Below are 25304 nucleotides of genomic sequence, written 5' to 3'. Positions count from 1 at the left end.
CCCGCGCCGGGCATCATTCAGTCTGAATCCGGTCAGCGGGTGGGTGGGAGGGGAGGCGGCTGGCGGGCAGACGCCCATGGGGTCCGGATTGCAGCCGCCGCTGTCAAGACGCCAATTTTGTGCGTGGCAAAAATCAGCAGCGGCGCATAGTTGAGCCCACCATGAGCAACATGATTCCCCAAGTGTACGACACGCCGATCTTCCGCATGGCCTGCCAGCAGTTTGATTTGGTGGCCGATTTTTTGGACATTCCCGAAAGCGCGCGTGACCGCCTCAAAATGCCCAAACGCGCCGTGAGCGTGGCCATGCCGGTGCGGCGGGATGACGGCAGCACCACGGTCTTCATGGGCTACCGCGTGCAGCACCACCTCACGCTCGGGCCCACGAAGGGTGGCGTGCGCTTTCACCCGGATGTGACGCTGGGTGAAGTGGGCGCCCTCGCCATGTGGATGAGCTGGAAGTGCGCGCTGACCGGGCTGCCGTATGGCGGAGCCAAGGGCGGTGTGACGTGTGATCCGCGTGCGCTTTCGACTGGTGAGCTGGAGCGCGTGACCCGGCGCTACACGCAGGAGCTCATCCCCTTCATCGGCCCGCAGATCGACATTCCCGCACCGGACATGGGCACCAACGAGCAGACCATGGCCTGGATGATGGACACCTACTCCCTGCAAACCGGTCATTGCGTGCCGGCGGTGGTCACGGGCAAACCGGTGAGCCTGGGCGGCTCGCTCGGCCGAAAGGAATCCACCGGTCGCGGAGTCGCCTACCTGATCTCCCGCGCCATGGACACCCAGGGCATCAATGCTCAGGGTGCGACGGCGGTGGTGCAGGGCTACGGCAACGTGGGCGGCGTCGCGGCCGCCTCGCTGTCCCGCATGGGGCTGAAGGTCATCGCCGTGAGCGATGCCTTCGGCGGCTTGCACAATCCGAACGGCATTGATCTGGCGAAGCTGGATGCGCATGTGGCCAAAACAAGGAGCATCGTCGGCTTTGACGGCGCGGACGCGATCACCAATGAGCAGCTTCTCGTCACCCCCTGCGATGTGCTCGTTCCCGCCGCCATGGAGCGCCAGATCACCGGAGACAACGCCGCGAAAATCCAGTGCCGCATCCTGGCGGAAGGAGCGAACGGACCCACGACGCCGGAGGCGGACGCCATCATCGCGCAGCGCCCAGAAATTTTCGTGATCCCCGACATCCTCTGCAATGCCGGCGGCGTGATCGTGTCCTACTTCGAGTGGGTGCAGGACCTGCAAAGCTTCTTCTGGGACGAGGGCGAAGTGATGAGCAAGCTCTACCGCATCCTGGAGCAGGCCTTTGTGCAGACCCTGAACTTCAGCAAGAAACGCGGCGTGAGCATGCGCTTCGCCGCCCTGAGCCTCGGCATCCAGCGCGTGCACGAGGCCAAGCAGATGCGCGGGCTGTTCCCGTGATGCGAACCCCTGCCATCTTCCTCCTCCTCTTGCTCATACTCCTCCTCCCGGAATCCGGAGAGCCATCAGAAAGGGAGGAAGAGGAGGAGTAGGACGAAGAGGAAGATCGAAACTCACTGCATGATCTCCGTCGGACACTCCGGCAGAGACGCGAGAAACGCGCGCCCGTACGGCTTCGTCAGAATTCGATTGTCCAAAATCGCGCAGATGCCCTTGTCCGTCGCGGTGCGGATCAGTCGCCCCACACCCTGGCGCAGTTTCAGAATGGCCTCAGGCACACTGTACTCGGTGAAGGCGTTGAGTCCCTGCTCTTCCAGATGCTCGATGCGCGAGGCCGTCAGCGGGTGATCAGGCACGGCAAAGGGCAGGCGTGTGATGATGACGTTGCTCAGGGCCTCCCCGGGCACATCCACGCCGGTCCAGAAGCTGTCGGTGCCGCAGAGCACGCTATGCGTGTCGTTCTTGAATTCAGCGAGCATCTGATGCCGCGGCATGCCACGCCCTTGAACGAGCAGCCGCCAGCCGCGTTTCTCACAGTGCTCTTCGAGCTTGTCCGCCAGCGAGGTCATCTGGCTGTAGCTGGTGAAGAGGATGAAGGCGCGGCCGATGCTGAGGTCGATGAAATGGGTGATCCAGTGCTCCAGCTTGTCGAGATAGCCCGGCTCGCTCGGCTGCGGCATCTTCTTCAGCAGGTAGAGCTTCATCTGCTTCTTGAAATCAAACGGGCTCTCGATGCAGGCGGCGCGGGCGTCCTCCGCGCCCACACGGTTGCGGAAGTAGTTCAGGTTTTCGTCCGCGCCGATGCCCAGCGTCGCGCTGGTGAAGACGCAGGCCTTGTGGCTGGAGAAAAAGATCTGCCTGAGCCGCGGCGCCACATCCACCGGCGCAGTGTGGAAGGAGACGATGCGGTTTTCGTGGCTGGTGCGCTCCACCCAGTGCACATGATCTTCGTTTTCCTGATCAAGGAAGGACTTGATGCCAACGCGGACGTTGGTCAGGCGCTTGGCCAGGTCGAGAAGCTCCAGCTTGGTGCCCTCGCGGTCCACAGCATCGCCCGCCTTTTGCGCGCGCGTGGCCAGACGCTGCAGCGGCAGGCTGAGCGTGTCTTCGGTGAGCCCGGCTTCGCGCACGCGAAACTCCCGGCCCAGGGCGTTGAATTTGCAGGCGGCCTCGGCATTGCGGAAGAAGGTCTCCACGTTTTCCAGCGTCTGGATCACCTCGCGAATGCCGTCTTTGTCGCCCAGGAGCTGAAAGAAGCCCTTGCGCGTTTTGGGATTGTGCAGGCGGCCGAGCTCAAATTTGATGTTCGATTCGCTGATGTGCAGCCCAAAGGCGCGCGCCGCCACGTTTTCGATGGTGTGGGCCTCGTCGAGGATGACGAAGTCGCGCGGAAAGAGGAAGTTGCAGTCCTCCGCGGTGGTTTCGTCCGCGGACGCCAGCAGCGTGAAGAAGAGCGTGTGGTTCAGCACCACCACATCCGCCTGTTCCATGCGGCGGCGCACATCCTGGTACCAGCAGCGGCTCCCAGGCGGGCAGCGGCGCGGCGTGCAGGCGTGCGGCTCGCTGCACACCAGCGACCACACCCTTGCGCTGGGCGTGAAGTCCAGATCGCTCAGCGTGCCGTCTTCGGTTTCGGCCACCCAGTCGAGCAGCAGCTTCAGTTCGCCGGCCTCGGAGGTGGAAAAGAGGTCGGCTGATTCATTGAGCGCCCGCTTGAGGCGCGTGGGGCAGATGTAGTTGCCGCGTCCTTTGAGGATCTCCGCATGGAAGTTCCCCACCAGTTGTTTCACAATGGGGATGTCCTTGGAGATGAGCTGCTCCTGCAGGTTGATCGTATGCGTGCAGATCACGGCCTTGCGCTTCTGCTCCAGCGCGAAGGTGACGGCGGGCACGAGATAGGCCAGCGATTTGCCGACGCCCGTGGCGGCTTCGCAGACCAGGGCGTGGTTCCCATCCAGCGCCGCGCCCACCAGCTCCGCCATGCGCTGCTGCTGCGGGCGGTACTCAAACTGCGGGGAGGCCGCCATCTTGCCCGAGTGCGAAAAGGCATGGTGCATGCGCGGCGCCAGGGGCGGCCTCGAAAGGCGGCCGGTCATTCCTTCTTCGTGATCTTCAGCAACGTGAAACATGCGGGGGCGATGATAGCAGAAAGCGAAGCCCTCAGGGCAACGAGCTTAATACGCAAGGCGTCATTTTCGGAGCTCAAACCAGATGACGCGCAGATGAAGTTTCTGCGCCAGCCGGCGCCCCGCTTCCGGGCCCAGCACCAGCAGGGCCGTGGCGTAGCCGTCCGCCTGGGCGGCGCTTTCGTGAACCACGCTCACAGAGGCCAGCGCGTGCTCCACCGGCCGGCCCGTGCGCGGGTCCAGGATGTGCGCATAGTCTTGGCCCCCCGCGCAAAAATGCTGGCGGTAGGTGCCGCTGGTGGCGATGGCCTGGTTCTTGAGCAGCAGCGTCTGCGCCGCTTCACCGGGCGGCGCCGCCGGCGTCTGCACCCCCACCCGCCATTCGCCGCGGGCGAGAACTTCGCCGCCGATTTCGAGCAGGAACTTCGAGACTCCCGCGAGTTCGAGCTGACGTGCCATCCTGTCCAAGGCCCAGCCTTCCGCGACCGCGCTCACATTGATGCGCAGTCCGGGAATGTCCTTCCGCAAAGCAGGCGGATCATGGCGGGTATGCAGGTGCTGCCAGCCGCATTGCGCCCTGGCCTTCTCGATTTCAGCCTCCGTCGGTGCCGAGTCACGTCTGCCGCCCGCGCCAAAACCCCAAAGGTCAATGAGCGGCGCGAGGGTGATGTCGAGCGCATGGTCAGCCTCGCCACCGATCTGCCGCGCGAGTTCGACGACTTCGACCAGTTCAGCCGGCACCGCGATCCAGTCCGTGCTGGCGGAAGCATTGAAGCGCGAGACAGCCGAGTCAGGCCGCCAGTGGCTGAGCATGCCCTCCCAGGTGTCGAGCTGTGTTTGCAAGTCGCCAGCCCGGTCCAGTCGGGCTCCAGCGTCCAGACGCAGACTCCAGGTGGTGCCCATCGTGCGCCCACCCAAAGTGGCTGGCACGTCACTGCGGGAGCAGCCGCCGAGGAGCAGGAGCAGAAGGGCAAAACGCATGGGTGAGAGAAGGCGGTACGTGGAGCCTCTGTGCGGCATATGACCACCTTTTTCATGGTCTTCATCGGCGTACAGCATGCGGGTTGGCTGGGGAAAAGAGAACGGAGAGAAACGGTTCTGCGCGTTTGATCGCTTCGCAAGGGATTCTGCTCCAAAGCACATCACAGACGTTGCGTGGCATCGGATCGGGGAACATGGTGGCTAATGCCGGCAACTGCTCTTCCGACACTTCCGATCACCTTCCCGGTGTTTCTTGCAGATGAGCCGGCCAGCGTGACGGTCGATTTTGCCGACAACGCGGATGTGGTCTCGGCCACTCGCTGGCGGGTGCCGCGTGAGTTGGAGAACAATCCTGTCATGCTTGGCCGGGCGGAGGACGCGCGCGAGTTCGCTGTGCTGGCCGCCAAACGCTGGCGGCACTATCGGGACATTGGTTCCGTAGCACACAGTCAGACGGCGCTTCAGGACATGATCGCCACTGACCCGGAAGGGGAGTTTTGCTTTCACCTGAAGGCCACGGCCACCTGGTTTTCGACCAGCCTTGGCGGAGCCATGATTCGCCGCACCTGGTGTCATCATCTCATGATCGATTTCCTATTCGTGCATCCGGCCATCTGTGGGCGCGTCGCGGATGTTAAAGGCGTCGGCATCGAATTGCTGCGCGCCGTCTGCATCGTCGCCCGCTCGCTGGGCTGCAAGCGTGTCTGGGGCGAGGCCACCCGCGATTCCGCGCCCTTTTACCGGAGGCAGCTTGACCGCCTTGTCGAAGACCAGTTCGCGATGGAGAAGCGGGAGGTTGCCGCCTTTGCGCGCGCCTTGGAGTCCAAACGTCAAAGCACTTGCCCCTGACAGCCGCTGACTTATTTTGTTTTCATGATCAAACCTCTTGGCCAGATGAGCCCCAGGGAAAAGGCTGCGCTCGTGGCCCAGATGAAGCGGGACTTCGCGGCGGAGGAGTTTTTCACGGGCGTGCTCGGAAACCGCAACAGTTTTTTCGTAGCCAAACCTGCGCGCCGCAGAAAACCAGTTGGGAAGAAATCTTCAAAGTCCGCAGCTTGAGTGCCGAGGGCCGGCTTTCAGTACAATTTTTGACGATTTTGCAAAGGAAAACAGGTGTGAGATGACCTGCGCACTGTGCGTTTTGAGGGCTTACCATGAAGCCTCTCTCCCGCCGCCGTGCCATTCAAACCCTGTTCTGCTCCTCCGCCGCCCTGGCTTTGAACCTGCGCCGGAGCGCGGCCGCTGAGATTTCCCAAGAAGCGCTGCATCTGCTCATGATCGGTGACTTTGGCACCGGCGGCGCAGACCAGCTCAAGGTGGCGGGAGCGATGAAGAAATTCGTGACGGACAACCGTGTGAAGCCTGACGGGCTGCTGATGCTGGGAGACAACTTCTACGGTGCCGTGAAGGAAGGATTCAAAGTGGACTCCCCCCGCTGGAAAAAAGACATTGAGGAAATGTACCCAGCGAGTGTTTTCCCGGGCCCGATGTGGGGCGTGCTGGGAAACCACGACTACCATGACAACGAAGGCGGGCAGAAGGTGCAGCTCGCCTACGCGGCGCAGCCGGGCGTGCGCTGGAAGATGCCCGCAAAGTGGTATCGCTTTGACCTCGGCCCCGTCACCAGGCCGCTGGTCACCTTCATCTGCCTGGACAGCAACCTCCCCGCCATCTCCGGCGGCGAGAACAAAAAGACCAAGAAGCCCCGCAACTCGCTCACAGCGGCGGAGGAAAAGGAGCAGCTCGCCTGGCTCACCGCGGAGCTGGAGAAGCCGCGGGCGCCCTTCACCATCGTGGTGGGGCACCATCCGCTTTATTCCAACGGCGATCATGGCGACACGAAGCAGCTCATCGCGCAGTGGGAGCCGCTGTTTCAGAAGCATCAGGTCCATGCCTACCTCTGCGGGCATGACCACGACCTGCAGCATCTGGAGATGAAGGGGCTCTTCACCACGCATCTGCTCTCAGGCGGTGGCGGCGCGCGGACGCGCAAGCTGGAAGGCAAGCATGACGTGCCCTTTGGCAAGGACGTGCACGGCTTCACCCATCTGCAGATCACCGCGGAGGCGCTCACCTTCACCCATCACTCCGCTGATGGCGGCGCGCTGCACACCGTGACGAAGCTTCCGGACGGCAGCTTCAAGGTCGGCTGAGCACAGATCACGGATCACTTGTAGCCGGTCACCATCGAGACGGGCACTTCCTTGCGCTTGCCTTTCTCGGTCTGGTGGATGGCCACCATGTACATGCCGGTCTTCTTCGGCTTGTAAAAGAGCACGAAGCCCCACCCATCGAGCACGGGCAGGATCTCGCCGGCCGGCTTGCCCTCCAGGTCCAGCACCGCGCCGGTGATGTGCACGCCGGAGTTCTTGGGCACCGCCACGCAGAAGCAGTACTCGTTGCCTTTATAAAGCTGCATGCGCGTGGCCTTGCCCAGCTTGGGCTCCAGCTGGCGCGTCGTCAGTTCGGCGCGGATGTTGAATCCCTCCGCCTCCTGGTCGTAGGCCAGGGCGCTGGCGGCTTTTTCGGCGTCTTCCTTGTCACCGGCATGCACCCAGGCCGCGGAGGTCAGCAGCATCAGGGCGCAGACTGCGATGAACACGAAAGGGGAGGGGGCGGCTGGAGTTCGCATGACAGAAAAGGCTCAGAAATTCACTCTCACACGCGAACATAGCCGTTGCATCAGGAAAATCCCAAGTTTCTGTTCCGGTGTTCGTGTCTTTTTTGATTTTTGCGAACCTTCACCCCCTCTCATCCCCCACACATTCATGGCTTCTGTAGTTTTTTACATGGAGGACGGCACTACGCTCGTCCACAAGCTGGAAAATGATGTGACCACCATCGGTCGGCACCCTGATAGTGATGTAGTGCTGACCTGCCCGTCCTCATCCGGGCGCCATGCCGTCATCAAATCGTCAGAACAGGATGTTTACGTGCAGGATCTCGGTTCCAGCAATGGCACCCGTGTGAATGGCGCGGAAATCGAGGAGGCTTTGCTCAAAGATGGAGATCGCGTGGGGTTTGGAGATGTGCAGGCGGTGTTTTACGCGGGGGACGCGCCTTCCGTGCTGGAGGAAAAGCCGCTGGCCACGCCGCGCTTTTCCAAATCGCTGCCGCCCCCGGCGCCTGTCAATGCGGAGCCGCCCATCGCCGTGTCCAAGCCCGCTGGCGGACGCGCCCTCAGCCCGGTGCGCCGCGCCTATGGCAAGCCTGCCACAGGCAGCTATCCGGACACCACCGAGAGCGGCTGCATGACTGGCATCATCGTCACCTCTCTCTTCGCCCTCGCGTTTGTCGTGGGCCTGGCCATGCGCCACTCCAAGGAGATGAACGGCAACATCATCACCGACACGATCGACAAGCTGTTCGGCAGCATGCCCAAGATCAAAATCGAGCGCAAAGAGGAGTAGCCGGAGCCGGGGTCCCGTTTTTACAGCGGGCGTTTGTAGCCGTCGCAGCGGTTGTGCCATCCGGCCAGCCACCGCTGTTCCTTGCGGTCTGGCGGTGCATTTGCCACCCGGCGGCTCAGCACCCGCTTCGCCGCTTCGGCAAACTGCACGTTCCAGGCCGTCCGGCTGTCGAGGCGTTCCCCCATGGCCATGAGCACTTGAAGAAGCCCCCAGCCCTGGCCCTGGTAGCGTTCCTTGGGGCTGGTTCCTTCACCCTTGAAATTCACGTAGTCGATCAGGCAAAAAATCCCCTCCGGAGTCGTTTTCAGCGAGCCAAAGGCGGTGCTGACCCAGGAACGCTCCCCAGCGGGGGCTGCTGCCAGCATCTTCGGCAGCGCCGCGTCCATGCGGGCCATGATGAACTCCGTCTGCTCCCGCACCGTCTGGCTCAGCAGGGCCCGCAGCTCCTGCTGCCTGGGGCCGTTTTTGTCAGCTTCAAAGGCGGCCTTGGTCGGCCAGGGGCAGGGCCCCTGCGTCCATCCGGGAGCGGGGATGCCACGGGAGGCCAGGAAAGCCATCAGCGGCGGAAAACTTTCAGAAAAAGGCCCGCTCCTCCCTTGCGGGTACCAGATGAAATGCCCGATGCCCAGGGAGGCAAAGTCCTCCCCCGCGTTCCAGCTTGTCAGCCCCGCCACGGTGCCGCCGCACTCGTTCTGCCAGATCCGCCTGCCGACACGGTCCAGTTGGGCTGCGGACAGGCCCGCGCCGCCACCAGCCCTGGGGGCCGGCACCTCCGCGCAGCCGTTCATACTGCTCAAAACCACGGCTAAAAGGCTGAAATACTTGATGAACCGCAGGGCTTTCATATTTTAGAAATCTTAAATGATGCTGTGCAATCGAAGTGGTTTTTGTAACAATAGGTTCTGCACTCATCTTCCCTATCGACTGATTTCATTAAGTTTGATTCACTGATTTTCCACCCTTATTCTTTCGACTCTTTAGTTCTCTTTGCGCGTCCGGCATGCCGTATCTGGCCTTCAATCTTAATGATGGAAATGAGTTCGTCTTCGACATCCTCGAAGAGAGGCTGTCCATCGGGCGTGAGGCCAGTAATGACATTGTCATCGACAACACCTTCATCTCCAGCTTCCACGCGGAGTTCATCCGCCAGCCGGATGGCGGGTACGAAATCGTCGATCTGAAGTCCTCCAACGGCACCTTTGTCAACGGCCGGCGCATTGAGCGTTTCCGGGTCAAAGGCGGGGACCGCATCATGTTCGGGCAGTTGGAAAGCCGGTTCCGCGAACGCGCGCCCAAGGGCCTGGCCGCGGACAGCGGCTCCAAGGCCGTGTCCGCCCCCAAAGGGCAGCCCAGCCGCGAAGACGGCAAGAAAGGCGACACCGAAAGCATCCCCGCCCGGGACAAGCCGGAGCCGCCCAAGAGCACTCCCGAAACCGGCAAGATCGAAGTCACCAAGCCGGTCGTGCAGCGCGCGCCGGCAGACGCCCCGCGCCCCCCGGGCGGCAGCACCCCGCCCGTCTCACTCATCCCAAAGCCCACCGCAGTTCCTGCGCCCGCGCCTGCACCCGCAGCAGGGCCGGTTCGAATACCTGCCCTCGCTCCCGCTCCAGATCCCGCAGCGGCCAAACAGGCGGCCGAGCTGCGTGAAGAGACCGAAAAACTCCGCCAGCAGCGCGATTCCCTGCGGGGAGAAAACGAGGTGGAGCAGAAGCGGCGGGACGAAATCCGCTCGCTGGAGGTCACTCTCGAAGTCCGCCGCAAGGAGCTCAACCAGACCCAGGCGGAGATCACCGGATTCAAAGCCGAGCTGGAAACCCTGCGCGGCCAGGTGCAAAACGCCCGCGCGGACGTGGAAAACGCCAAGGCGGACGCCGGCAAGCTCGACGCCAAACGGCGCGACCTGGGCAATCTGGAGAGCAAGCTGGAGTCCACCCGCACCCTCGTGGCCAAGGCCGAGGAGGATCTGAGCACCGCGCAGAAGAGCCTGCAGACCTTGCACGCGGAGGCTGACAAACAGCACAAGGACCGTGAAGCAGCCACCGCCAGACTGGTGGCCGAAGAAGCGGCCGCGAAGGAGAAGGTGACGGCGATTAACCTGCTGCTGGCCAGCGCGCAAAAGTCCGAGGCGGAGCTCAAAACCCAGCGCAGTTCTGAGCTGCAGGGGCTGGATTCAGAAGTGGCCGCCAAACGCTCGACTCTCGAGCAGATCACCGCCTCGGTGACAAAGGCCCAGGCAGACCTGGCGGCCCGGAACGACGCCCTGCAAAAGACCTCGGCTGAGGCGGCCGCACGTGAGGCCGCCGTTGCCAAACTCACCACCGATGAAGCAGCCACGACGAAGAAGCTGGCCGATTTGCAGCAGCAGGTCACCAGCGCCGAGGCGGTGGTGCAGCGCCTCGTCACGCTTCAGGCAGATGCGCAGAAATCCGAGGCCGAGCAGCGAACCAAGCGCAGCGTGGAGCTGCAGAAGCTCGACCAGCAGTTTGAGACTCAGAGCGCCGGCCTCAAAAAGACCCAGGGTGAACTGACCACGGCGCAAACGGAGCTGGCCACGCAGCAGGGCCTGCTGAAGCAAACCACGGAAGAGGCCAAAACCCGCGGGGCCGCCCTGGCAAAACTCACCGCCGACGAAACCGCCACCGCGCAGAAGCTCGCCGGCCTGCAAAAGCAGATCAGCGAGGCGGACGCCGAAGTAAAACGCCTCACTGCCCTGCAGGCGGACGCCCAGAAGTCCGAGGCCGAGCAGCGCACCAAGCGCAGCGCCGACCTCAAGGATCTCGACCAGCAGCTCGATGCGCGCCGCTCCGACCTCGGCAAAACGCAGACGGATCTCGCCAAGGCACAGGCCGATTTCGCCACCCAAAGCGAAGCTCTGAAAAAGACCACGGAGGAGGCCAAAACCCGCGAGGCCGCCGTGGCAAAACTCACCGCCGACGAAACGGCCACCGCGCAGAAACTCGCCGGGTTGCAGAAGCAGGTCAGCGAGGCGGACGCCGAAGTAAAACGCCTCACTGCCCTGCAGGCAGACGCCCAGAAGTCCGAGGCCGAACAGCGCACCAAACGCAGCGCCGACCTCAAGGATCTCGACCAGCAGCTCGATGCCCGCCGCTCCGACCTCGGCAAAACGCAGACGGATCTCGCCAAGGCACAGGCCGATTTCGCCACCCAGAGCGAGGCGCTGAAAAAGACCACGGAAGAGGCCAAAACCCGCGAGGCTGCCGTGGCAAAACTCGCTGCGGACGAAGCCTCCACCGCGCAGAAGCTGACCGCCCTGCAAAAGCAGGTCAAGGACGCCGACGCGGAGGTGAAGCGCCTCGTTGCCCTTCAGGCAGACGCCCAGAAGTCCGAGGCGGAGCAGCGCACCAAACGCAGCGCGGAGCTGCAGGATCTCGACAAGCAGCTCGATTCCCGCCGTGCCGACCTCGCGAAGCTCGACACTCAAAAGGAGGCGAAGGGCAACGAGCTCGAGGCCGTCAACGCATCCCTCGCCAAAGCCCAGGAGCAGGTGCAGCACGCGCAGACGCAGATCGCGCAGCTCGGCGGCGAGGAAAAAGCTGTCACGGCGCGCGTGAATGAACTCCGCGGCAATGAAGACCGCCTCACGGCCATCACCCAGACCCTGGGGCAGATGGAAAACCAGCGCGGCATGCTCGACGCCGCCATCGGCGCCCTGCTGGGCAGGCAGCAGACGCACGAGGCCGATGCCGGCGCGGCCGAGCAGCGCATGAAAGCCGTGCGCGGCCAGCTTGCCGAGTTGGAGCAGCAGCACCTGGCCGCCGAGCAGAAGCTCGCTGCCTTGAACACTCAGAAGTCAGATGCGGAAGCCGCCTTCGCCCTCCAGGAGAAGGAAGCGCTGGCCAGACTGGCGGACATCGACCGGCAGGCGGCGGACACCCGCAAGCTGGACGAGGCCGAACGCGTGGAGGCCGAGAAGCGCCAGGCGGATCTGGAGGCAAAGATCGCCGCAAGCACCACACGCCTCGCCGAAGTGCAGGCTCAGGTGAAGGAGCTGGACGACAAGGCCGCGGACCTCACCAACAAACTCGACGACCTGGCTTCCACGGATTCCAAACTCAAGGACACCACCGAGGCGCTGAAGGCCGTGGAGTCGCACAAGGCCGAGGTCCTGGCTGCGGTGGCCGCCCTGGTGAAAGACCGCGATGAACGCACGCGTGAACTCCTCGCCGCCACCGAGCATGGCCGGGCCCAGACACTGCTGACACAGACCCTCACCCAGCGGCGTGAAGCCCTGGAAAAGGAAGTCCATCACATCGAGGAGCAGCAGACCGAACTTTCCCAGGCCATGGGCAAGCTGCGCGAGCAGGTGCGCGTGGCGGAGAACGAACTCAAGGATCGCGAGGCCAAAATCACCGCCGCCGAGCAGCGCACGAAGAATCTGGAAGAGCTCGCCGCCACGGCCGACCAGCAGTTCAAGACCCTGCAGTCGGAGCACAAAAAGGTCTCCGACCAACTGGCGCAGGCCAGGGCGGATCTGGAGCAGTCCACCGCCGCCGCTGCCGAAAGAAAGAAAGAGGCCGCCGCCGCTGCCGCCGCCGCCGAGAAAAGCTCCCAGCAGCAACTCACGCTGGCGGAAAAAATCAGTGGTCTGGAGGCGGTCATCGCCACCCTCACCACCACCCACGCCAGCACGCAGCAGAAGCTGTCCGCGGCGGAGTCGGATCACCAGAACCTGCAGGAGCGCCTGGCCGGGCGGCAGAAGGAGATCGCCGCTGCGGAAGCCCGTGTGGCGGAGCTGACCCAGCAGACGGCCGGCCTGGACGACCGTGTGAAGGAGCTGGCTGCGACGACCCGCCAGAACGCCGAGCTGAACAGCGCCATCACCGCCGCCACCCAGGAGCGCGACAAGCTCGTGGCCGAAACGCAGCGTTTGTCCAAAGAACGCGCCGAACTCGAATCCGTGCTGCCGGACCTGCGCGGCCATGTGACGCAGACCCGCGCCGAAGCGGACAATGTGAAGGCCGAGCTCGCGGGCCTGATCAAGGATCGCGACGCCGCCGCGGCGCAGTTGAAGGAGTCGCTCGCCCAGCGCAAGGAATCCGACGCTGCCGTCGAAGCCCTGCGCGTCGAGTCCATCAATCTGGACAAGATCCTGAGCGACAAGCGCACCAACCTCGAAGCCGAAACGAAAGCCAGGCTCGCCGAGGCAAACGCCGCCGAAACACGCCTCAAGGGCGTGCAGGATCGCATCGCCATTGCTGAAAAACGCCTCGCCGAGCTGGCGGACGTGGATGCGCGCATCGCCACCGCCACCAAGACCCTCAAAGACACCGAGACGCAGCGCCAGGCCGAAGACAAGGCGCTCGCGGAACTGGCCCGCAACCAGGACAAGCTGAAGAAGGAGTGCGCCGCGCTGGAGGCCTCGCTGAAGACCGAGAACGCCAGGCTGGCGGAGGTGTCCAAGGCCGTCAAAACCAACGAGGCCAGGGCGGCAGATGCCGAGAAGCGCGCGGACAAAGCCCTGGCGGCGCAGCAGACCGCCGAGCAGAAACGCGCCGAGGCGGACGCCACCGCCGAGAAGGTGCGCGCGGAGGAAAAGAACCTCCGGAAACAAATCCCCGCGCTCACCACCGAACTCGCAGGCATCCAGGCCCAGCTCGTCACGGTGACCAAGGAGCGCGAAGAGGCCTCCCAGTTCGTCACACGCCTCAATGTCACCACCGACGGCCAGAACAAAAAGCTGGCGGAGCTGCAGCAGCAGATCACCCAGCTCGAAGAGGCGCACAAGCTGCGCGAAGAACGCGTGATGAAGGCGCAGGCGGACGTGGACAAGGAGTCCGCGCGTCTGAAGGCCGCGCAGGAGCAGTCCCGTGCGGCGGAGGTGCAGCTCGGCGAGCTCGAAAAAGACGTCAAGGACGCCAAGCTCAAGGCGGACGCCGCGAAGAAAGACGCCGCCGCCATCGAGGGCGAGCTGCGCCAGCGGCTTGACCGCGTGCAGAACCTCAAGGCCGACGAGGAAAAACTCCTCAAGCTCATCGAGACGCAGAAGGCGGAGCTGGCCGAGACGGACACGGCCCACAAAGAGCTGCACGCCAAGATCGAGGCGCGGAAAGCCGAGCTGGGCGAGTACATCAGCGTCGGCGGCAAGATCCTCGGCCTGGGCCAGGCGCTCGCCGGGCTGGAGTCCCGCCAGACGGAGATCAACAAGTCCCTGCGCAAGGCCTCGGAGGAGGACCTCGCCATCCAGGTGAAGCTGAACGCGGCGCAGGAGTCGCTCAACCGCGAGTCCGCCCGGGCCGAGCAGGCGCGCAAAGACCGCGAGGGCGCCGATGCCGAGTTCAAGAAATTCAGCGCCGACATCCAGAAACAGGCCGCCGCCCTGCAAAACTACGAGGTTGAGCAGAAAAAGCGCATCGCCGAACTGGAGAAACGCATCGCCGACCTGGGCACCACCCAGCAGCGGGCTGTCGGCCAGATCGAGGAGACGAAGGCCGAGCTCGCCCGGTTGGAGGGCAAAAAGCAGGAGTTTGCCCAGGCCGAGGCCCAGCTCAAACAGTGGCAGGACATCGAAAAACGCCTCCGCGGCCAGCTCGTGGAGCTGGAGGAAAAGCACGAGATTATGCGCCGCGGCCTTCCCACGGAGGAGAGCACCGTCGTCATGTTTGCGAACGACATCATCAAGCGCATCGACCTCATCGATGCCCTGGTGGCCCGCTACGCGGGCGCAAACGGCAGCAGCGACGTGCCGCAGCAGCTAGCCACCCTGCGCGCCTCCTTTGAGGACATTTTACACCAGCATGGGGTCACCGAATTTGAGGTGCCGGCCGGCACCGAAGTCGATATTGACCTGCGCAAACGCATCACCATCGTGGATTCGCTCCCCGGCAAGGCGAAGCCCCGGGTCACTGAAAGCTGCCGCTCCGGTTTTATCTTCTCGCGTGGCGAGGGACACGAGATTATTCTCCGGAAAGTGGAGGTCCGGACCTCCAGCCAGTAACATCGCTTCCGGAATCCTTTTTATACACATTGTTATGGCTGAATACGTTGGAATCGACCTTGGCACCACCCTCTCCGGGCTGGCTTACCTGAAACCTGATGGCAACCCCGAAATCGTGCCCAATGCCGATGGCGAGCGCCTCACACATTCCGTGGTGTTTTTCGATTCGCATGAAGACGTGAAGCTCGTCGGCAGCGCCGCCCGCGACGGCGGCGAGCCCGACCGCACCATTTTCCAGATCAAGCGCTACATGGATGACCCCGAGCATCTCGTGGAGATCGACGGCAAAAAGTGGACCCCGGCGGAAATCTCCGCGCTCATCCTCTCCAAGCTGAAGCGCGACTGCTCCAAGATCTGTGGCGACATCAATGAGGTGGTTATCACCGTCCCGGCGAACTTCAACGAACTCGCCCGCAAGAGCACCATCGCCGCCGCTGAAATGGCCGGCATGAAGGTGAAGCGCCTGGTGAATGAGCCCACCGCGGCCGCGGTTTACTACGCCCACTCCCAGGGCGTGAAGGGCCGCATCCTGGTGTTTGACCTCGGCGGCGGCACCCTGGACACCACCATCCTCGAGGTCGAGGGCGACAACATCAAGATCCTCACCTCCGAAGGCGCGCGCCATCTCGGCGGCAGCAACTTTGACGACATCCTCCTCGACGCCTATGCCGAGCAGTACAAGAAGCAGACCGGTGCCGCGCTCTACAGCGATGAGCGCCACCGCCGCCGCGTGCTGCAGGCCACCGAAGACGCGAAGAAGATGCTCTCGAAGCTCCAGCGTGTGAACGACACCGTGGCCAATGACCAGAACAGCGGCATCGCCCGCATCGACCTCAGCCGCGACCACTTTGAAAAGATGATCCGCCACATGCTCACCCGCACGGTTTTCCTGGTGGAGCAGGCGCTGGACTCCGCGAAGCTGAAGACCACGGACATCGACCACGTCGTGCTCGTCGGCGGCTCCACCCGCATCCCAAAGGTGAAGTCCATGCTGGAAAAGATGTTTGGCAAGACGCCGAAGTCCTGCGGCAATGTGGACGAGTGCGTGGCCCTCGGTGCCGCCCTCTTTGCCAAGAAGTCCTCCCGCATTCAGGAAGTCTGCAATGCCAGCTACGGCACCTTGGCCATGGTGTACAATGCGAAGACGAAGGAGGAGAAGCTGATGAACTCCATCGTCATTCCAAAGAACACGCCCATCCCCTGCTCACGCACCCAGGTTTACCAGACCTCCGAGGACAACGAGCGCGTCATCGAGGTGGACATCACCCAGGGCGAGGATGAAGACGCCAAGTTTGTGGACGTCATCGGCCGCCTCACGCTGGATGTTCCCCCGAACCGCCCGAAGGGCTGCGAAGTGGCCGTGACCTTCAGCTACGATGAAAACCAGCGCGTGCGCGCCCTCGTCGTGGACAAGCAGTCCGGCCGCAGCAAGGAAGTCGCCGTCACCTACAAGGGGGCGGGCGTGCTGTCAGAGGAGGAGCTGAAGCGCCGCAGTCATCATCTTCGCGCCATGCGCATCGAGTAAACCGCCAGTCTTACACAAGGAGCCCACACCATGTTCAAGATCCTCAAGTCCCTTTCCAAATCCCTCGGCAGCGCCAAGCCTGCCGCCGAGACCAAAAAATCCACCGCCAAGGCAGGCAGTCTGCTGGACAAGGTCAACAAGGCCGCTCCCGCTCCTGCCGCCGTGGAGCCGCCCAAAAGTCCCGAAGAGCTCTGCGGCATCACGCCGAAGATGCCCAAGGACGAGATCAAGGCCCAGCTCAAGCTCCTCTTCCGCCGCTACAACCGCAGCGCCTCCAGCCTCGACGCCAAGCTCCGTGGCGAGGCGGATCAGATGCTCGACGCCATCGTGCAGATGCGCGAGAAGCACTTCGGCGAGATCTGATCCGTACAGTACTCATCTCGCTCCGCGAGATGAGCCCAGCGCTCACTTTTCGTCCATCCCTCCCGGTAGTCCACATCCTGCTTTTCCCCGCGCGCCAGCCACGTCCCTCTCGCATTGCGAGACATGCACCACCTCACGAGCCAGCACGCGGCATGAAGCTCGACCGACTCATCGCCAGCCATCAGTCCATGGGGCGTCAGGCGGCGCATCGGGCCATCGCCGCCAGACGTGTGCGGGTGGATGGCGTGTGTGTCACCGACGGCCACCACCCCGTGGATCGTTTCACCTTGGTGGAGCTGGATGAAGCGGCGATCCGGCAGCCGGAGCGCTCTCTCTACATCATGCTCCACAAGCCTGCGGGAGTCCTCAGCGCCACCAAGGACGCACAGCACCGCACCGTCATCGATTTGATCGACCACCCCGAAAAGCACACGCTGCACATCGCCGGCCGGCTGGACCGGAGCACCTCGGGACTTGTGCTGCTGACCAATGACGGCCGCTGGTCCAAGCGCCTCATGATGGCGGAGGAAAAAGTGCCCAAGGTCTATCGGGTGGAAACGCAGGATCCCATCGCCCCGGAGGCCGTGGAGGCCTTCGCGCGCGGCTTTTACTTTCACACCGAAGACATCACCACTCTCCCCGCGGAGCTCGTCATCCTCGGCGCCCGCCACGCCCGCCTCACGCTGCACGAAGGCCGCTACCACCAGGTGAAGCGCATGTTTCACCGAGTCCGCAATCGCGTCCTCACCCTCCATCGCGAGAGCATCGGCACCCTCGCCCTTGCCTCAGATCTCCCCTCGGGATCCTGGCGCCACCTCACCCCCCACGAAGTCCTGACCGCCGCCAAATAAAAAACACCCCAGCCAATCCCATCTCTCCCTCGACCCGAGAACAGAGAACAGAGAACAGAGAACAGAGAACAGAGAACAGAGAACAGAGAACAAAAACCTCCCCGCTTTTCAGAAAATCCAGCTTTCCCAGACGAATTTCACCCCTTAATCTCCGCGCCTTGTGATCCCCCCCCGCATGTACCTCAGCATTTGGTTTGGCATTATGTTGGCGGCCCAGTCCGGCTGCACGACACAGAAGGCTCCCAAGCCGGACAAACTCGCGCTCGAAGCAGCCCAGGCGCGCAAGGCGAAGCCGCTGGAAGAGAAGGAAAACCCGCTGGTGAAGCGGCTGAACAACCCCTCCTCCATGCCCGTGGTCCCGCCCGCGGGCGCACGCATCTCCTATTCCTCCGTGAAGATCTCGCAGAAGACCGTGGCGATGACCTTTGACGACGGCCCGCACCCCAGCCTCACGCCAAAGCTGCTCGACATCCTCAAGGAGCGGAACATCAAGTGCACCTTCTTCCTCATCGGCCAGCAGGTGAAGATGTACCCAAACATCGTGCGCCGCATCATTGAAGAGGGCCACGAAATCGGCAACCACACCTGGACCCACTGCAGCCTCACCAGCCGCTCGGACGAGCAGATTCGCAGCGAGCTGAAAAAATCCGAGGACGCCGTCTTTGAAGTCGCCGGCGTGCGCCCGCACCTGGTGCGCCCGCCCTACGGCGCCGTCAATGCCCGCATCAAGGATCTCATGTTCACCGAGTTCGGCTACTCCACCATCATGTGGTCCGTCGATCCCCAGGACTGGCGCCGCCCCGGCGTGTCCGTCGTCACCAGCCGTCTCGTGAATGGCGCGCATCCTGGTGCCATCATGCTCGCACACGACATCCACCCGCCCACCATTCAGGCCGTGCCGGCGATGTTTGACCAGCTTCTCGCCAAAGGCTACCAGTTCGTCACCGTGAGCCAGCTCATGAACATGGAGAAAGCCTCCATGCCCGTCGGCGTCATCATTCGCCCCGCCGAAAAAATCAACGACACCGACCCCAAGCCCCTCCCCGAGAAAAAGCCGAAGGCTTGATGTAGCGCGGTATTCCGATACCGCGACGGCACCAAGCTAGGTATCAGAATACCGAGCTACACGGCAGACTTGACGCCTCTGGACTCTCCCTCCGAAAGCGCGTAGCGCTGACATAACCGTAGCCGTGGGTGCCAACCCACGGAACCATATCACCCATTCCTTCCAATTTCGTGGAACCGCGTAGCGGTGACACAAAACGCCGCCCTACCCAGACCTGACAGCGCCAGCGATAGAGCGGGTTTTCAAACACCCGTCCAGATTGGAGAGCGCGGGCAAATATTCAGGCAGGAAGAGACGGAGGAAGATGAGGATCGAAAGAGTTGAAAAAAGGAAAGCGCCCCGGGCGGAGCCGGGACGCTTTCAGACCCACATGTGCCGTCCGAATACAAAGGGCTCACGTATCCCATGAGACCAGGTGGGAACCCGCATGATGAAGCTCTGTCTTCCAGTGAAGGCATGACATGGCACTTCAGTGCGCAGCCCCCGCAGTTGATGAATCGGGCCGGGCCACAAAGCTCGAAAACGAACACCGCAGGAAATTTTTCAAAGAGCAGGCCATGCTCGTCGCACGGGCCCGATGCATGAATCTTACCGCCTGATGAGTGCCGGATCAAGACCCGTGTCGCCTGTCTTCCATGGAGAAATTCCTTCACCCCAGCCGTTTGTTTTGACCTACCCCGCATGACACGTTTTCTGCTTTTCCTCATCCTCCTTTCCTCCTCCGAGGCGGCCACCATCCAGCGCATCTGGCTCAGCTTCCAGCGTGAGACCCCCACCCACCTCACCGTAAACTGGGAGACGGAACAGCCCGCTCCCTCAGAAGTGAGGTATGGCATCAACATCGAAGCGCCCGCGGTGCCGCCACAGCAGAGGAAACAGGGGTTCGAAATGGGAAGTGTGTTTTCGGACAGGCTGGTCACGCTGCATCACCTCGAGATTCCCATTCCCACCAAAGACGTCACGTATGACTACCAGGTGGTTTCAGGCACGGAGACATCCGCCGTCCATCACTTCAAAGCCATGCCCACCAAAGAGCTGCGCATCGCCGTCGTCGGCGACTGGGGCTTCGCCCAGCCCGACCTCGCCGCCTTGATCAAAGACGACCCCCATGTCCTCATGACCGCCGGCGACAATGTGAGCAGCCTTCACCAGCAGGGCAGGGAAGGCACCAAAGCCTTCAGCGCCCTGATCGATTCACAGCCGGAACTCTTCCGCAGCACGCCTTTCATGCCCGTGCTCGGCAATCACGACCGCGAAATCCGTTCTCGCGGCCCCAAGCCTCCTCCAGAGGCCGTGTATGACGTGGACGCCACCGCCTACTGCGAATTCTTCGCCCTGCCCGGCAATGAATGGAACTGGACCCTCACCTTTCCCGATTTCTCCGCCCGCTTTGTCGCCCTCGATCTCGAGCACATCCAGGACATGGGCACCACCTGGCAGACCGGCCATCCCTTTGACGAAGCCTCCGCACAGCTCACCTGGTATCGCCAGCAGATGGAGCCTTCGCGTTCCGGTCACACCATCACCCTCCACAACGAACGCAGCGCCACCATGCGCGGCCAGTTGAAAGGCGAATGGGGCCGCCTCTTCCAGCGCGGCTCCGCCGCCATCACCGGCTTCGGCTACTTCGCCGAACGCGCCATGGTGGACGGCTTCCCCTGCTACAACACCGCCCTCAAAGGCAACGGCGACAAATATCCCGACCCCAAGTCCGCCTTCTTCGCCAGCGAGCACAGCTGCATCCTCCTCACCTTCAAACCGAAGTCGCCCATGCAGATCGAAATCAAAAACCTCGCAGGCCAGGTCCTCGATACCCAGAGCGTACCAGCCAAGTAGCCCTCGCAAACCTCACGCAGCGAGCGCAGACCGGAAGTGATGCGGGCACTCCTGCCCGCAAATCGAACGTCCCCAGCCCTCTCAGCATTCCCGCACAATGCTCTCTCGAAACATCTCCCATCTCCGCACGTTTCCGCGTTCCTCCATGAGACTCCTCGCCTTCCTCTGCCTCGCCACACTTTGCACGGCCGCTGACATCCCCACCGAAGCCATCGCGCAAAAAGGCGAGCTCATCCTCGACGACAACTTCGAGCGCAAAGACCTCGGCGAGTGGAAGTCCCTCATCCCCACCTTCGCCATCGAAGGCGGCGAACTCAAAGGCTGGCAGACACGCTCTGACCACGGTGCCGTAGGCCGCGTGTACCGCCCCATGAAAGACGTCGTGGTGGAGTTCAAATTCCAGCTCGTCGGCTCCACCGGCTTCAACGCCGTCTTCGACGATCAAAAGTTCAAAGGCTCCCACGCCGGCCACATCTGCCGCGTCGCCTTCGCCCCCACCCAGCTCCGCATCGGCGATGACAAGGAAGGCGTCATGCGCAACGACATCTACGAAATGCGCAAAGACCCCGCGCACAAAAAAGACGCCGACAAGCTTCTGGAAGGCCGTGGCTCCGCCACCGCCATCCCCAAGCTGGAGCAGCAGAAGTGGTATCAGGTGACCATCGAGCTCAAGGGGGATGCAATACGCGTCATCATGGATGGAAAACCGGTGGGCTATCTGAAGTCCCCCGGCATCGCCCACGAAACCAAAAGCAGCTTCCACTTCACCGTGAGCGGCCCCGGAGCCCTCTTCGACGACGTGAAGATCTGGCAGGCGAAGTGAGAGGCGCAGCCTGAATGTAGCGCGGTATTCCGATACCGCGACGGCACCGCGTCGCCATTGAAATACCGCACCTCATGCTGGGGATGGTGTTAACATAACACCCGGATTTCCCCTTCCGCCCCGTGAACCCTCTCTCCACCGGCGTTCTTCTCCCGCATCCAACCATGAAACACACGCTCACGCTCCTGCTTCTTTCCCTGCTCGCCCTGCAAGCCACCGCCCAGGACAAAGCCTTGCTGGATCTCGCGCTTGAGTCCCCCGTCATCAACACTCAACCCGGCCCCGAGTACGACGCCGAGAAGCGCCCCGGCAACATGATCATCGGCATCGACCGCACGCCCAAAGGCCGCCTCTGGGCCGCATGGGTCGGCAATGGCGACTCACCCAACGGCTTCTTCATGCTCGCCACCAGCGACGACGACGGCAAATCCTGGTCCAAGCCCCGCGTCGTCATCGATCCCCAGGACGGCGAACTCAATGGCGTGAAATACGAGCGCCGCGCCCTTGTCGGCAATCTCTGGACCGATCCCCTCGGCCGCCTCTGGTGCTTCTTCGATCAAAGCCTCGGCTACTTCGACGGCCGCTGCGGCGACTGGTTCATCCGCTGTGATGACCCCGATGCCGCCGAGCCCAAATGGACCGCGCCCGTCCGTTTCGCCGACGGTTGCACCCTCAACAAGCCCACCGTCCTCTCCAATGGCGACTGGCTCCTCCCCGTCTCCCTCTGGACACGCGACCGCATGCACGGCCCCGGCGTGGACAAAGAAGCTCACAAAGACCTCGACGTCATCCGCATGGCCAACGTCTTCGCCTCCACCGACCAGGGCAAAACCTGGACCCGCCGCGGCGGCGTCGCCTTCCCACGCACCGACTTCGACGAGCACATGATCGTCGAGCGCAAGGACGGCAGCCTTTGGATGCTCGCCCGCACCAAGGACGGCATCAGCGAAAGCACCTCCGCCGACAAAGGCGCCACCTGGACCGAGCCGCAGCCCTCCACCATCCAAAACCCCAGCGCCCGCTTCTTCATCCGCCGCCTCTCTTCCGGCAAACTCCTCCTCGTCAAAAACGGCCCCATCAATGTCCGCCTCCCACGTCGCTCAAACATGAAAGCCTTCCTCTCCGATGACGATGGCAAAACCTGGGGCAAAGGCTACCTCATCGACGATCGCGCCGAAGTCTCCTACCCCGATGGCTTCCAGGCTCCGAACGGCGACATCCACATCCTCTATGATTGGAACCGCCACACCGACGCCGAAATCCTCCACGTCAAATTCACCGAAGAGGACATGCAGAAACAGGCCGAAATCGGCAAGCTCACCATGGACCCCGAGGAGATCAAACGCCGCGCCAAAGTCGGCAAAGACCTCGTCAACAAAGCCCTCGCCCCCAAGCTCCCAAAATCCATCACCCCAGACCCCAAATGGGCCGCGCAGGCTCTTGAAGACGCCAAGCAAGACTTCAAAAGCATCCCCTACGATGGTGTGACCCCCAATAAAATGGTATGTGATACCACCCTGCGCGAGCTTCCCGACGGCTCCTGGATCCTCTTCATCCTCGCCGGTGGCGATACCGAACCTAGCCCCCTCAACTACACCGGCGTCACCCGCAGCCACGACCTCGGCAAAACCTGGACCCCGCTCGAGCCCTTCAATGTCGGCTTCCCCCGCGAAGGCAAAACCATCGGCCAGGGCCCCACCGAGCTCATGATCCTCGGCCAGCGCAGCACCCTCTTCTTCTCCACGCATTCGAAGCATTGGGCCAACGACTGGCGCTCCTGGTATCTCACCAGCGATGATTCCTTCAAGACCTGGAGCAAACCCATCGAAGTCCCCGGCCGCCTCAAAGAGCGCACCTTCATTCGCAAGCACATCGTCTGCAAAGACGGCCGCATCATGGCCCCCTTCCAGCACTACATCGGCCCCGACGACCAGCAGAACCGCGCCCCGCTGGATCGCGACTTCACCAATCCCCGCAACGGCGTCCTCATTAGCAGTGACGGCGGCAAAACCTGGAGCGAGCATGGCAACATCCGCCTCACGCCGAATAGCCGCTACTTCGGCTGGGCCGAGAACGACCTCTTCGAACACCCCGATGGCCGCATCACCATGGTCATCCGTGGCGATGGCCTCGGCGGCATGCTCTACAAAGCCGAAAGCAAAGACGGCGGTAAAACCTGGCCCGAGTTCGCCAGCATCACCCAGATCCCCAATCCCGGCAGCAAAACCACCCTCTACAATCTCGGCGGAGATCGCGTCGCCATCCTGCACAACCCCAACAGCAAACACCGCAGCCCCATGGCCCTGTGGATCAGCTTTGACGGCATGAAGACCTGGCCTTACCAGCGCGTCCTCCAGCAGGAATCCGTCGATGGCCCCAAAGGCCGCATGAACTACCCCGACGGCTTCGTCAGCAAAGACGGCCAGTGGCTCCACTTCGCCTTCGACGACAACCGCCACCGCGCCGTCCACTACAGCGCCAAGCTCCCCCCACAGCAGCCCTCCGCACAGTAGCCCTCTCGCTCCCCCCAAGATGAACCCAGCGCCCGCCCAAAATCATAGCGCGGACGAGCCGCCAAATCTTCCTCCTCCTCTTACTCATACTCCTCCTCCCGGAATCCGGCCCTCCGTATAGTCGCCCTCTCGCTCCGCGAGAGGAGCACAGCGCTTTCACCAGCCCCCCGGCTTTACGAATTTAGAAAACGCCCTGCATCATGCACCTCCGCCTCTTCTCCATCTGCCTCCTCATCTACGGCACCCTCCCCGCCGCAGACTGGACCCAGCAAGCTACCGAAGACGCAAAGCACGACCACCACACCATCGTCTTCGATGGCCAGACCCCCAACAAGCTCGTCTGCGACACCACCCTGCGCGAAATGCCCGACCACTCCTGGGTCATGCTCATGCTCGGCGGCGGCGATACCGAGCCCCAGCCAGAAAACGGCATCTTCCTCACCCGCAGCACAGACCAGGGCCAAACCTGGTCCTCCATGCAGCGCCTCGACTTCGGCTTCAAACCTGAAGGCGACACCATCGCCCAGGTACCCAGTGAACTCATGGTGCACGGCCAAAACTGCACACTCTTTTTCTCCACCCATGACGGCACTTTCGGCGGCTGGAAATCCTGGATGGTGCGCAGCGCCGACTCCTGCCGCACCTGGGAAAAAGCGGAGCCTGTACCAGGCCGCCTGCACGACCGCACCTTCATCCGCAATCACATCGTCACTCGCGACGGCCGCATCCTGGTCCCCTTCCAGCATTACCAAGGCCTGCCCGCGGGCACGCCCGTTCCTCAAGAAAGGCTCAAGCGCGTGACCTTCCACACCTCCAACCCTCGCAACGGCGTGCTCGTCAGCAGCGACGCCGGCAAAACCTGGACCGAGCACGGCGACATCTGCCTCACCAACGACGATGCTTACAGCGGCTGGGCCGAAAACAACATCGTCGAACTCGCAGACAGCCGCATCGCCATGATCATCCGCGCCGACCGCCTCGGCGGCGTCCTCTACTACGCCGAATCCACCGATGGTGGCCGCACCTGGCCCGCCGCAGCCCGCAAGACCGACATACCCAACCCCGGCTCCAAAGCCACCCTCCACTCCCTCGGCGGCGACACCGTCGCCATCCTGCACAATCCGAATCCGAAACACCGCAGCCCCATGGCCCTCTGGATCAGCTTCGACGCCATGAAAACCTGGCCCTACCAGCGCATCCTCCAGCAGGAATCCGTCGACGGCCCCAAAGGCCGCCTCAACTACCCCGACGGCTTCGTCACCCCCGACAAACAATGGCTCCACTTCGCCTTCGACGACAACCGCCACCGCGCTGTGTATCACGGTGCGAAGCTTCCCGTACAGTAGCCCTCTCGCTCCGCGAGAGGAGTCCGGCGCTCAAGCATCAGTGATGCGGGCACTCCTGCCCGCAACCCGAATCACC

17 protein-coding genes and 1 other RNA gene are annotated in these 25304 nt (G+C 62.7%); 13 read left to right on the top strand and 5 right to left on the bottom strand.

Features of this window, described 5'->3' with window-relative positions:
* Positions 1-170: 170 nt before the first annotated feature.
* Complete coding sequence (locus tag ACILSQ_RS12530) at positions 171-1433, top strand: Glu/Leu/Phe/Val dehydrogenase (RefSeq protein ID WP_395743974.1); 1263 nt, start codon at positions 171-173, stop codon at positions 1431-1433.
* A gap of 113 nt (positions 1434-1546) precedes the next feature.
* Here ACILSQ_RS12530 and ACILSQ_RS12525 read toward each other — a convergent pair whose 3' ends face one another.
* Both ACILSQ_RS12525 and ACILSQ_RS12520 read right to left on the bottom strand, forming a co-directional pair.
* On the bottom strand, positions 1547-3562 hold the full coding sequence (locus ACILSQ_RS12525) for an ATP-dependent DNA helicase (RefSeq protein WP_395743973.1): 2016 nt from the start codon (positions 3560-3562) through the stop codon (positions 1547-1549).
* 60 nt (positions 3563-3622) lie between these two features.
* Complete coding sequence (locus ACILSQ_RS12520; protein ID WP_395743972.1) at positions 3623-4540, bottom strand: FAD:protein FMN transferase; 918 nt, start codon at positions 4538-4540, stop codon at positions 3623-3625.
* A gap of 204 nt (positions 4541-4744) precedes the next feature.
* On the opposite strand from ACILSQ_RS12520, the gene ACILSQ_RS12515 reads away from it, so the two are divergent.
* Both ACILSQ_RS12515 and ACILSQ_RS12510 read left to right on the top strand, forming a co-directional pair.
* Positions 4745-5389 carry a GNAT family N-acetyltransferase gene (locus ACILSQ_RS12515; RefSeq protein ID WP_395743971.1) on the top strand — a complete coding sequence of 215 codons (645 nt, stop codon included), beginning with the start codon at positions 4745-4747 and terminating at the stop codon, positions 5387-5389.
* A gap of 305 nt (positions 5390-5694) precedes the next feature.
* Positions 5695-6693 carry a metallophosphoesterase gene (locus ACILSQ_RS12510; protein WP_395743970.1) on the top strand — a complete coding sequence of 333 codons (999 nt, stop codon included), beginning with the start codon at positions 5695-5697 and terminating at the stop codon, positions 6691-6693.
* Positions 6694-6707: 14 nt separating this feature from the next.
* On the opposite strand, the gene ACILSQ_RS12505 is transcribed toward ACILSQ_RS12510, so the two are convergent.
* Positions 6708-7172, bottom strand: coding sequence for a hypothetical protein (locus ACILSQ_RS12505; RefSeq protein ID WP_395743969.1), 465 nt, complete (start codon positions 7170-7172; stop codon positions 6708-6710).
* Positions 7173-7308: 136 nt separating this feature from the next.
* On the opposite strand from ACILSQ_RS12505, the gene ACILSQ_RS12500 reads away from it, so the two are divergent.
* Positions 7309-7950, top strand: a complete 642-nt coding sequence (locus ACILSQ_RS12500; RefSeq protein ID WP_395743968.1) for an FHA domain-containing protein — start codon at positions 7309-7311, stop codon at positions 7948-7950.
* Positions 7951-7970: 20 nt separating this feature from the next.
* Here ACILSQ_RS12500 and ACILSQ_RS12495 read toward each other — a convergent pair whose 3' ends face one another.
* A complete protein-coding gene (locus ACILSQ_RS12495) occupies positions 7971-8795 on the bottom strand; it encodes a hypothetical protein (RefSeq protein ID WP_395743967.1) in 825 nt (274 codons plus the stop codon).
* Positions 8796-8950: 155 nt separating this feature from the next.
* Here ACILSQ_RS12495 and grpE point away from each other — a divergent pair, with 155 nt between their 5' ends.
* The 5 genes from grpE to ACILSQ_RS12470 all read left to right on the top strand — a co-directional run bounded on the left by grpE (position 8951) and on the right by ACILSQ_RS12470 (position 18710).
* Positions 8951-14905 carry a nucleotide exchange factor GrpE gene (grpE, locus tag ACILSQ_RS12490; RefSeq protein ID WP_395743966.1) on the top strand — a complete coding sequence of 1985 codons (5955 nt, stop codon included), beginning with the start codon at positions 8951-8953 and terminating at the stop codon, positions 14903-14905.
* A 34-nt stretch (positions 14906-14939) separates the two neighbouring features.
* Complete coding sequence (locus ACILSQ_RS12485; protein ID WP_395743965.1) at positions 14940-16430, top strand: Hsp70 family protein; 1491 nt, start codon at positions 14940-14942, stop codon at positions 16428-16430.
* Between the two features lie 30 nt (positions 16431-16460).
* On the top strand, positions 16461-16793 hold the full coding sequence (locus ACILSQ_RS12480) for a hypothetical protein (protein ID WP_395743964.1): 333 nt from the start codon (positions 16461-16463) through the stop codon (positions 16791-16793).
* 152 nt (positions 16794-16945) lie between these two features.
* Positions 16946-17644 (top strand): 16S rRNA pseudouridine(516) synthase, encoded by a 699-nt coding sequence (locus tag ACILSQ_RS12475; RefSeq protein WP_395743963.1) that lies wholly within the window; start codon positions 16946-16948, stop codon positions 17642-17644.
* A gap of 175 nt (positions 17645-17819) precedes the next feature.
* The gene (locus ACILSQ_RS12470; RefSeq protein WP_395743962.1) at positions 17820-18710 is read left to right on the top strand and encodes a polysaccharide deacetylase family protein; all 891 of its coding nucleotides are present in this window, start codon (positions 17820-17822) and stop codon (positions 18708-18710) included.
* A gap of 359 nt (positions 18711-19069) precedes the next feature.
* Here ACILSQ_RS12470 and ssrS read toward each other — a convergent pair.
* Positions 19070-19251: non-coding RNA, 6S RNA (ssrS, locus tag ACILSQ_RS12465), on the bottom strand.
* Between the two features lie 140 nt (positions 19252-19391).
* Between ssrS and ACILSQ_RS12460 the strand changes: the two genes are divergently transcribed.
* From ACILSQ_RS12460 to ACILSQ_RS12445, 4 genes are all read left to right on the top strand, one after another.
* Positions 19392-20546, top strand: a complete 1155-nt coding sequence (locus ACILSQ_RS12460) for a metallophosphoesterase family protein (RefSeq protein ID WP_395743961.1) — start codon at positions 19392-19394, stop codon at positions 20544-20546.
* Positions 20547-20691: 145 nt separating this feature from the next.
* Positions 20692-21369 carry a hypothetical protein gene (locus ACILSQ_RS12455; protein ID WP_395743960.1) on the top strand — a complete coding sequence of 226 codons (678 nt, stop codon included), beginning with the start codon at positions 20692-20694 and terminating at the stop codon, positions 21367-21369.
* A 164-nt stretch (positions 21370-21533) separates the two neighbouring features.
* Positions 21534-23882, top strand: a complete 2349-nt coding sequence (locus tag ACILSQ_RS12450) for a sialidase family protein (protein WP_395743959.1) — start codon at positions 21534-21536, stop codon at positions 23880-23882.
* Positions 23883-24082: 200 nt separating this feature from the next.
* Entirely contained in the window at positions 24083-25228 is a 1146-nt protein-coding gene (locus ACILSQ_RS12445; protein WP_395743958.1) for a sialidase family protein, read from the top strand.
* Positions 25229-25304 lie beyond the last annotated feature (76 nt).

It is taken from the genome of Prosthecobacter sp. (assembly GCF_044227185.1).
GTDB lineage: Bacteria > Verrucomicrobiota > Verrucomicrobiia > Verrucomicrobiales > Verrucomicrobiaceae > Prosthecobacter.
Note: the sequence above shows the minus strand (reverse complement) of the source record. Positions and strands in the feature narration are given on the sequence as shown.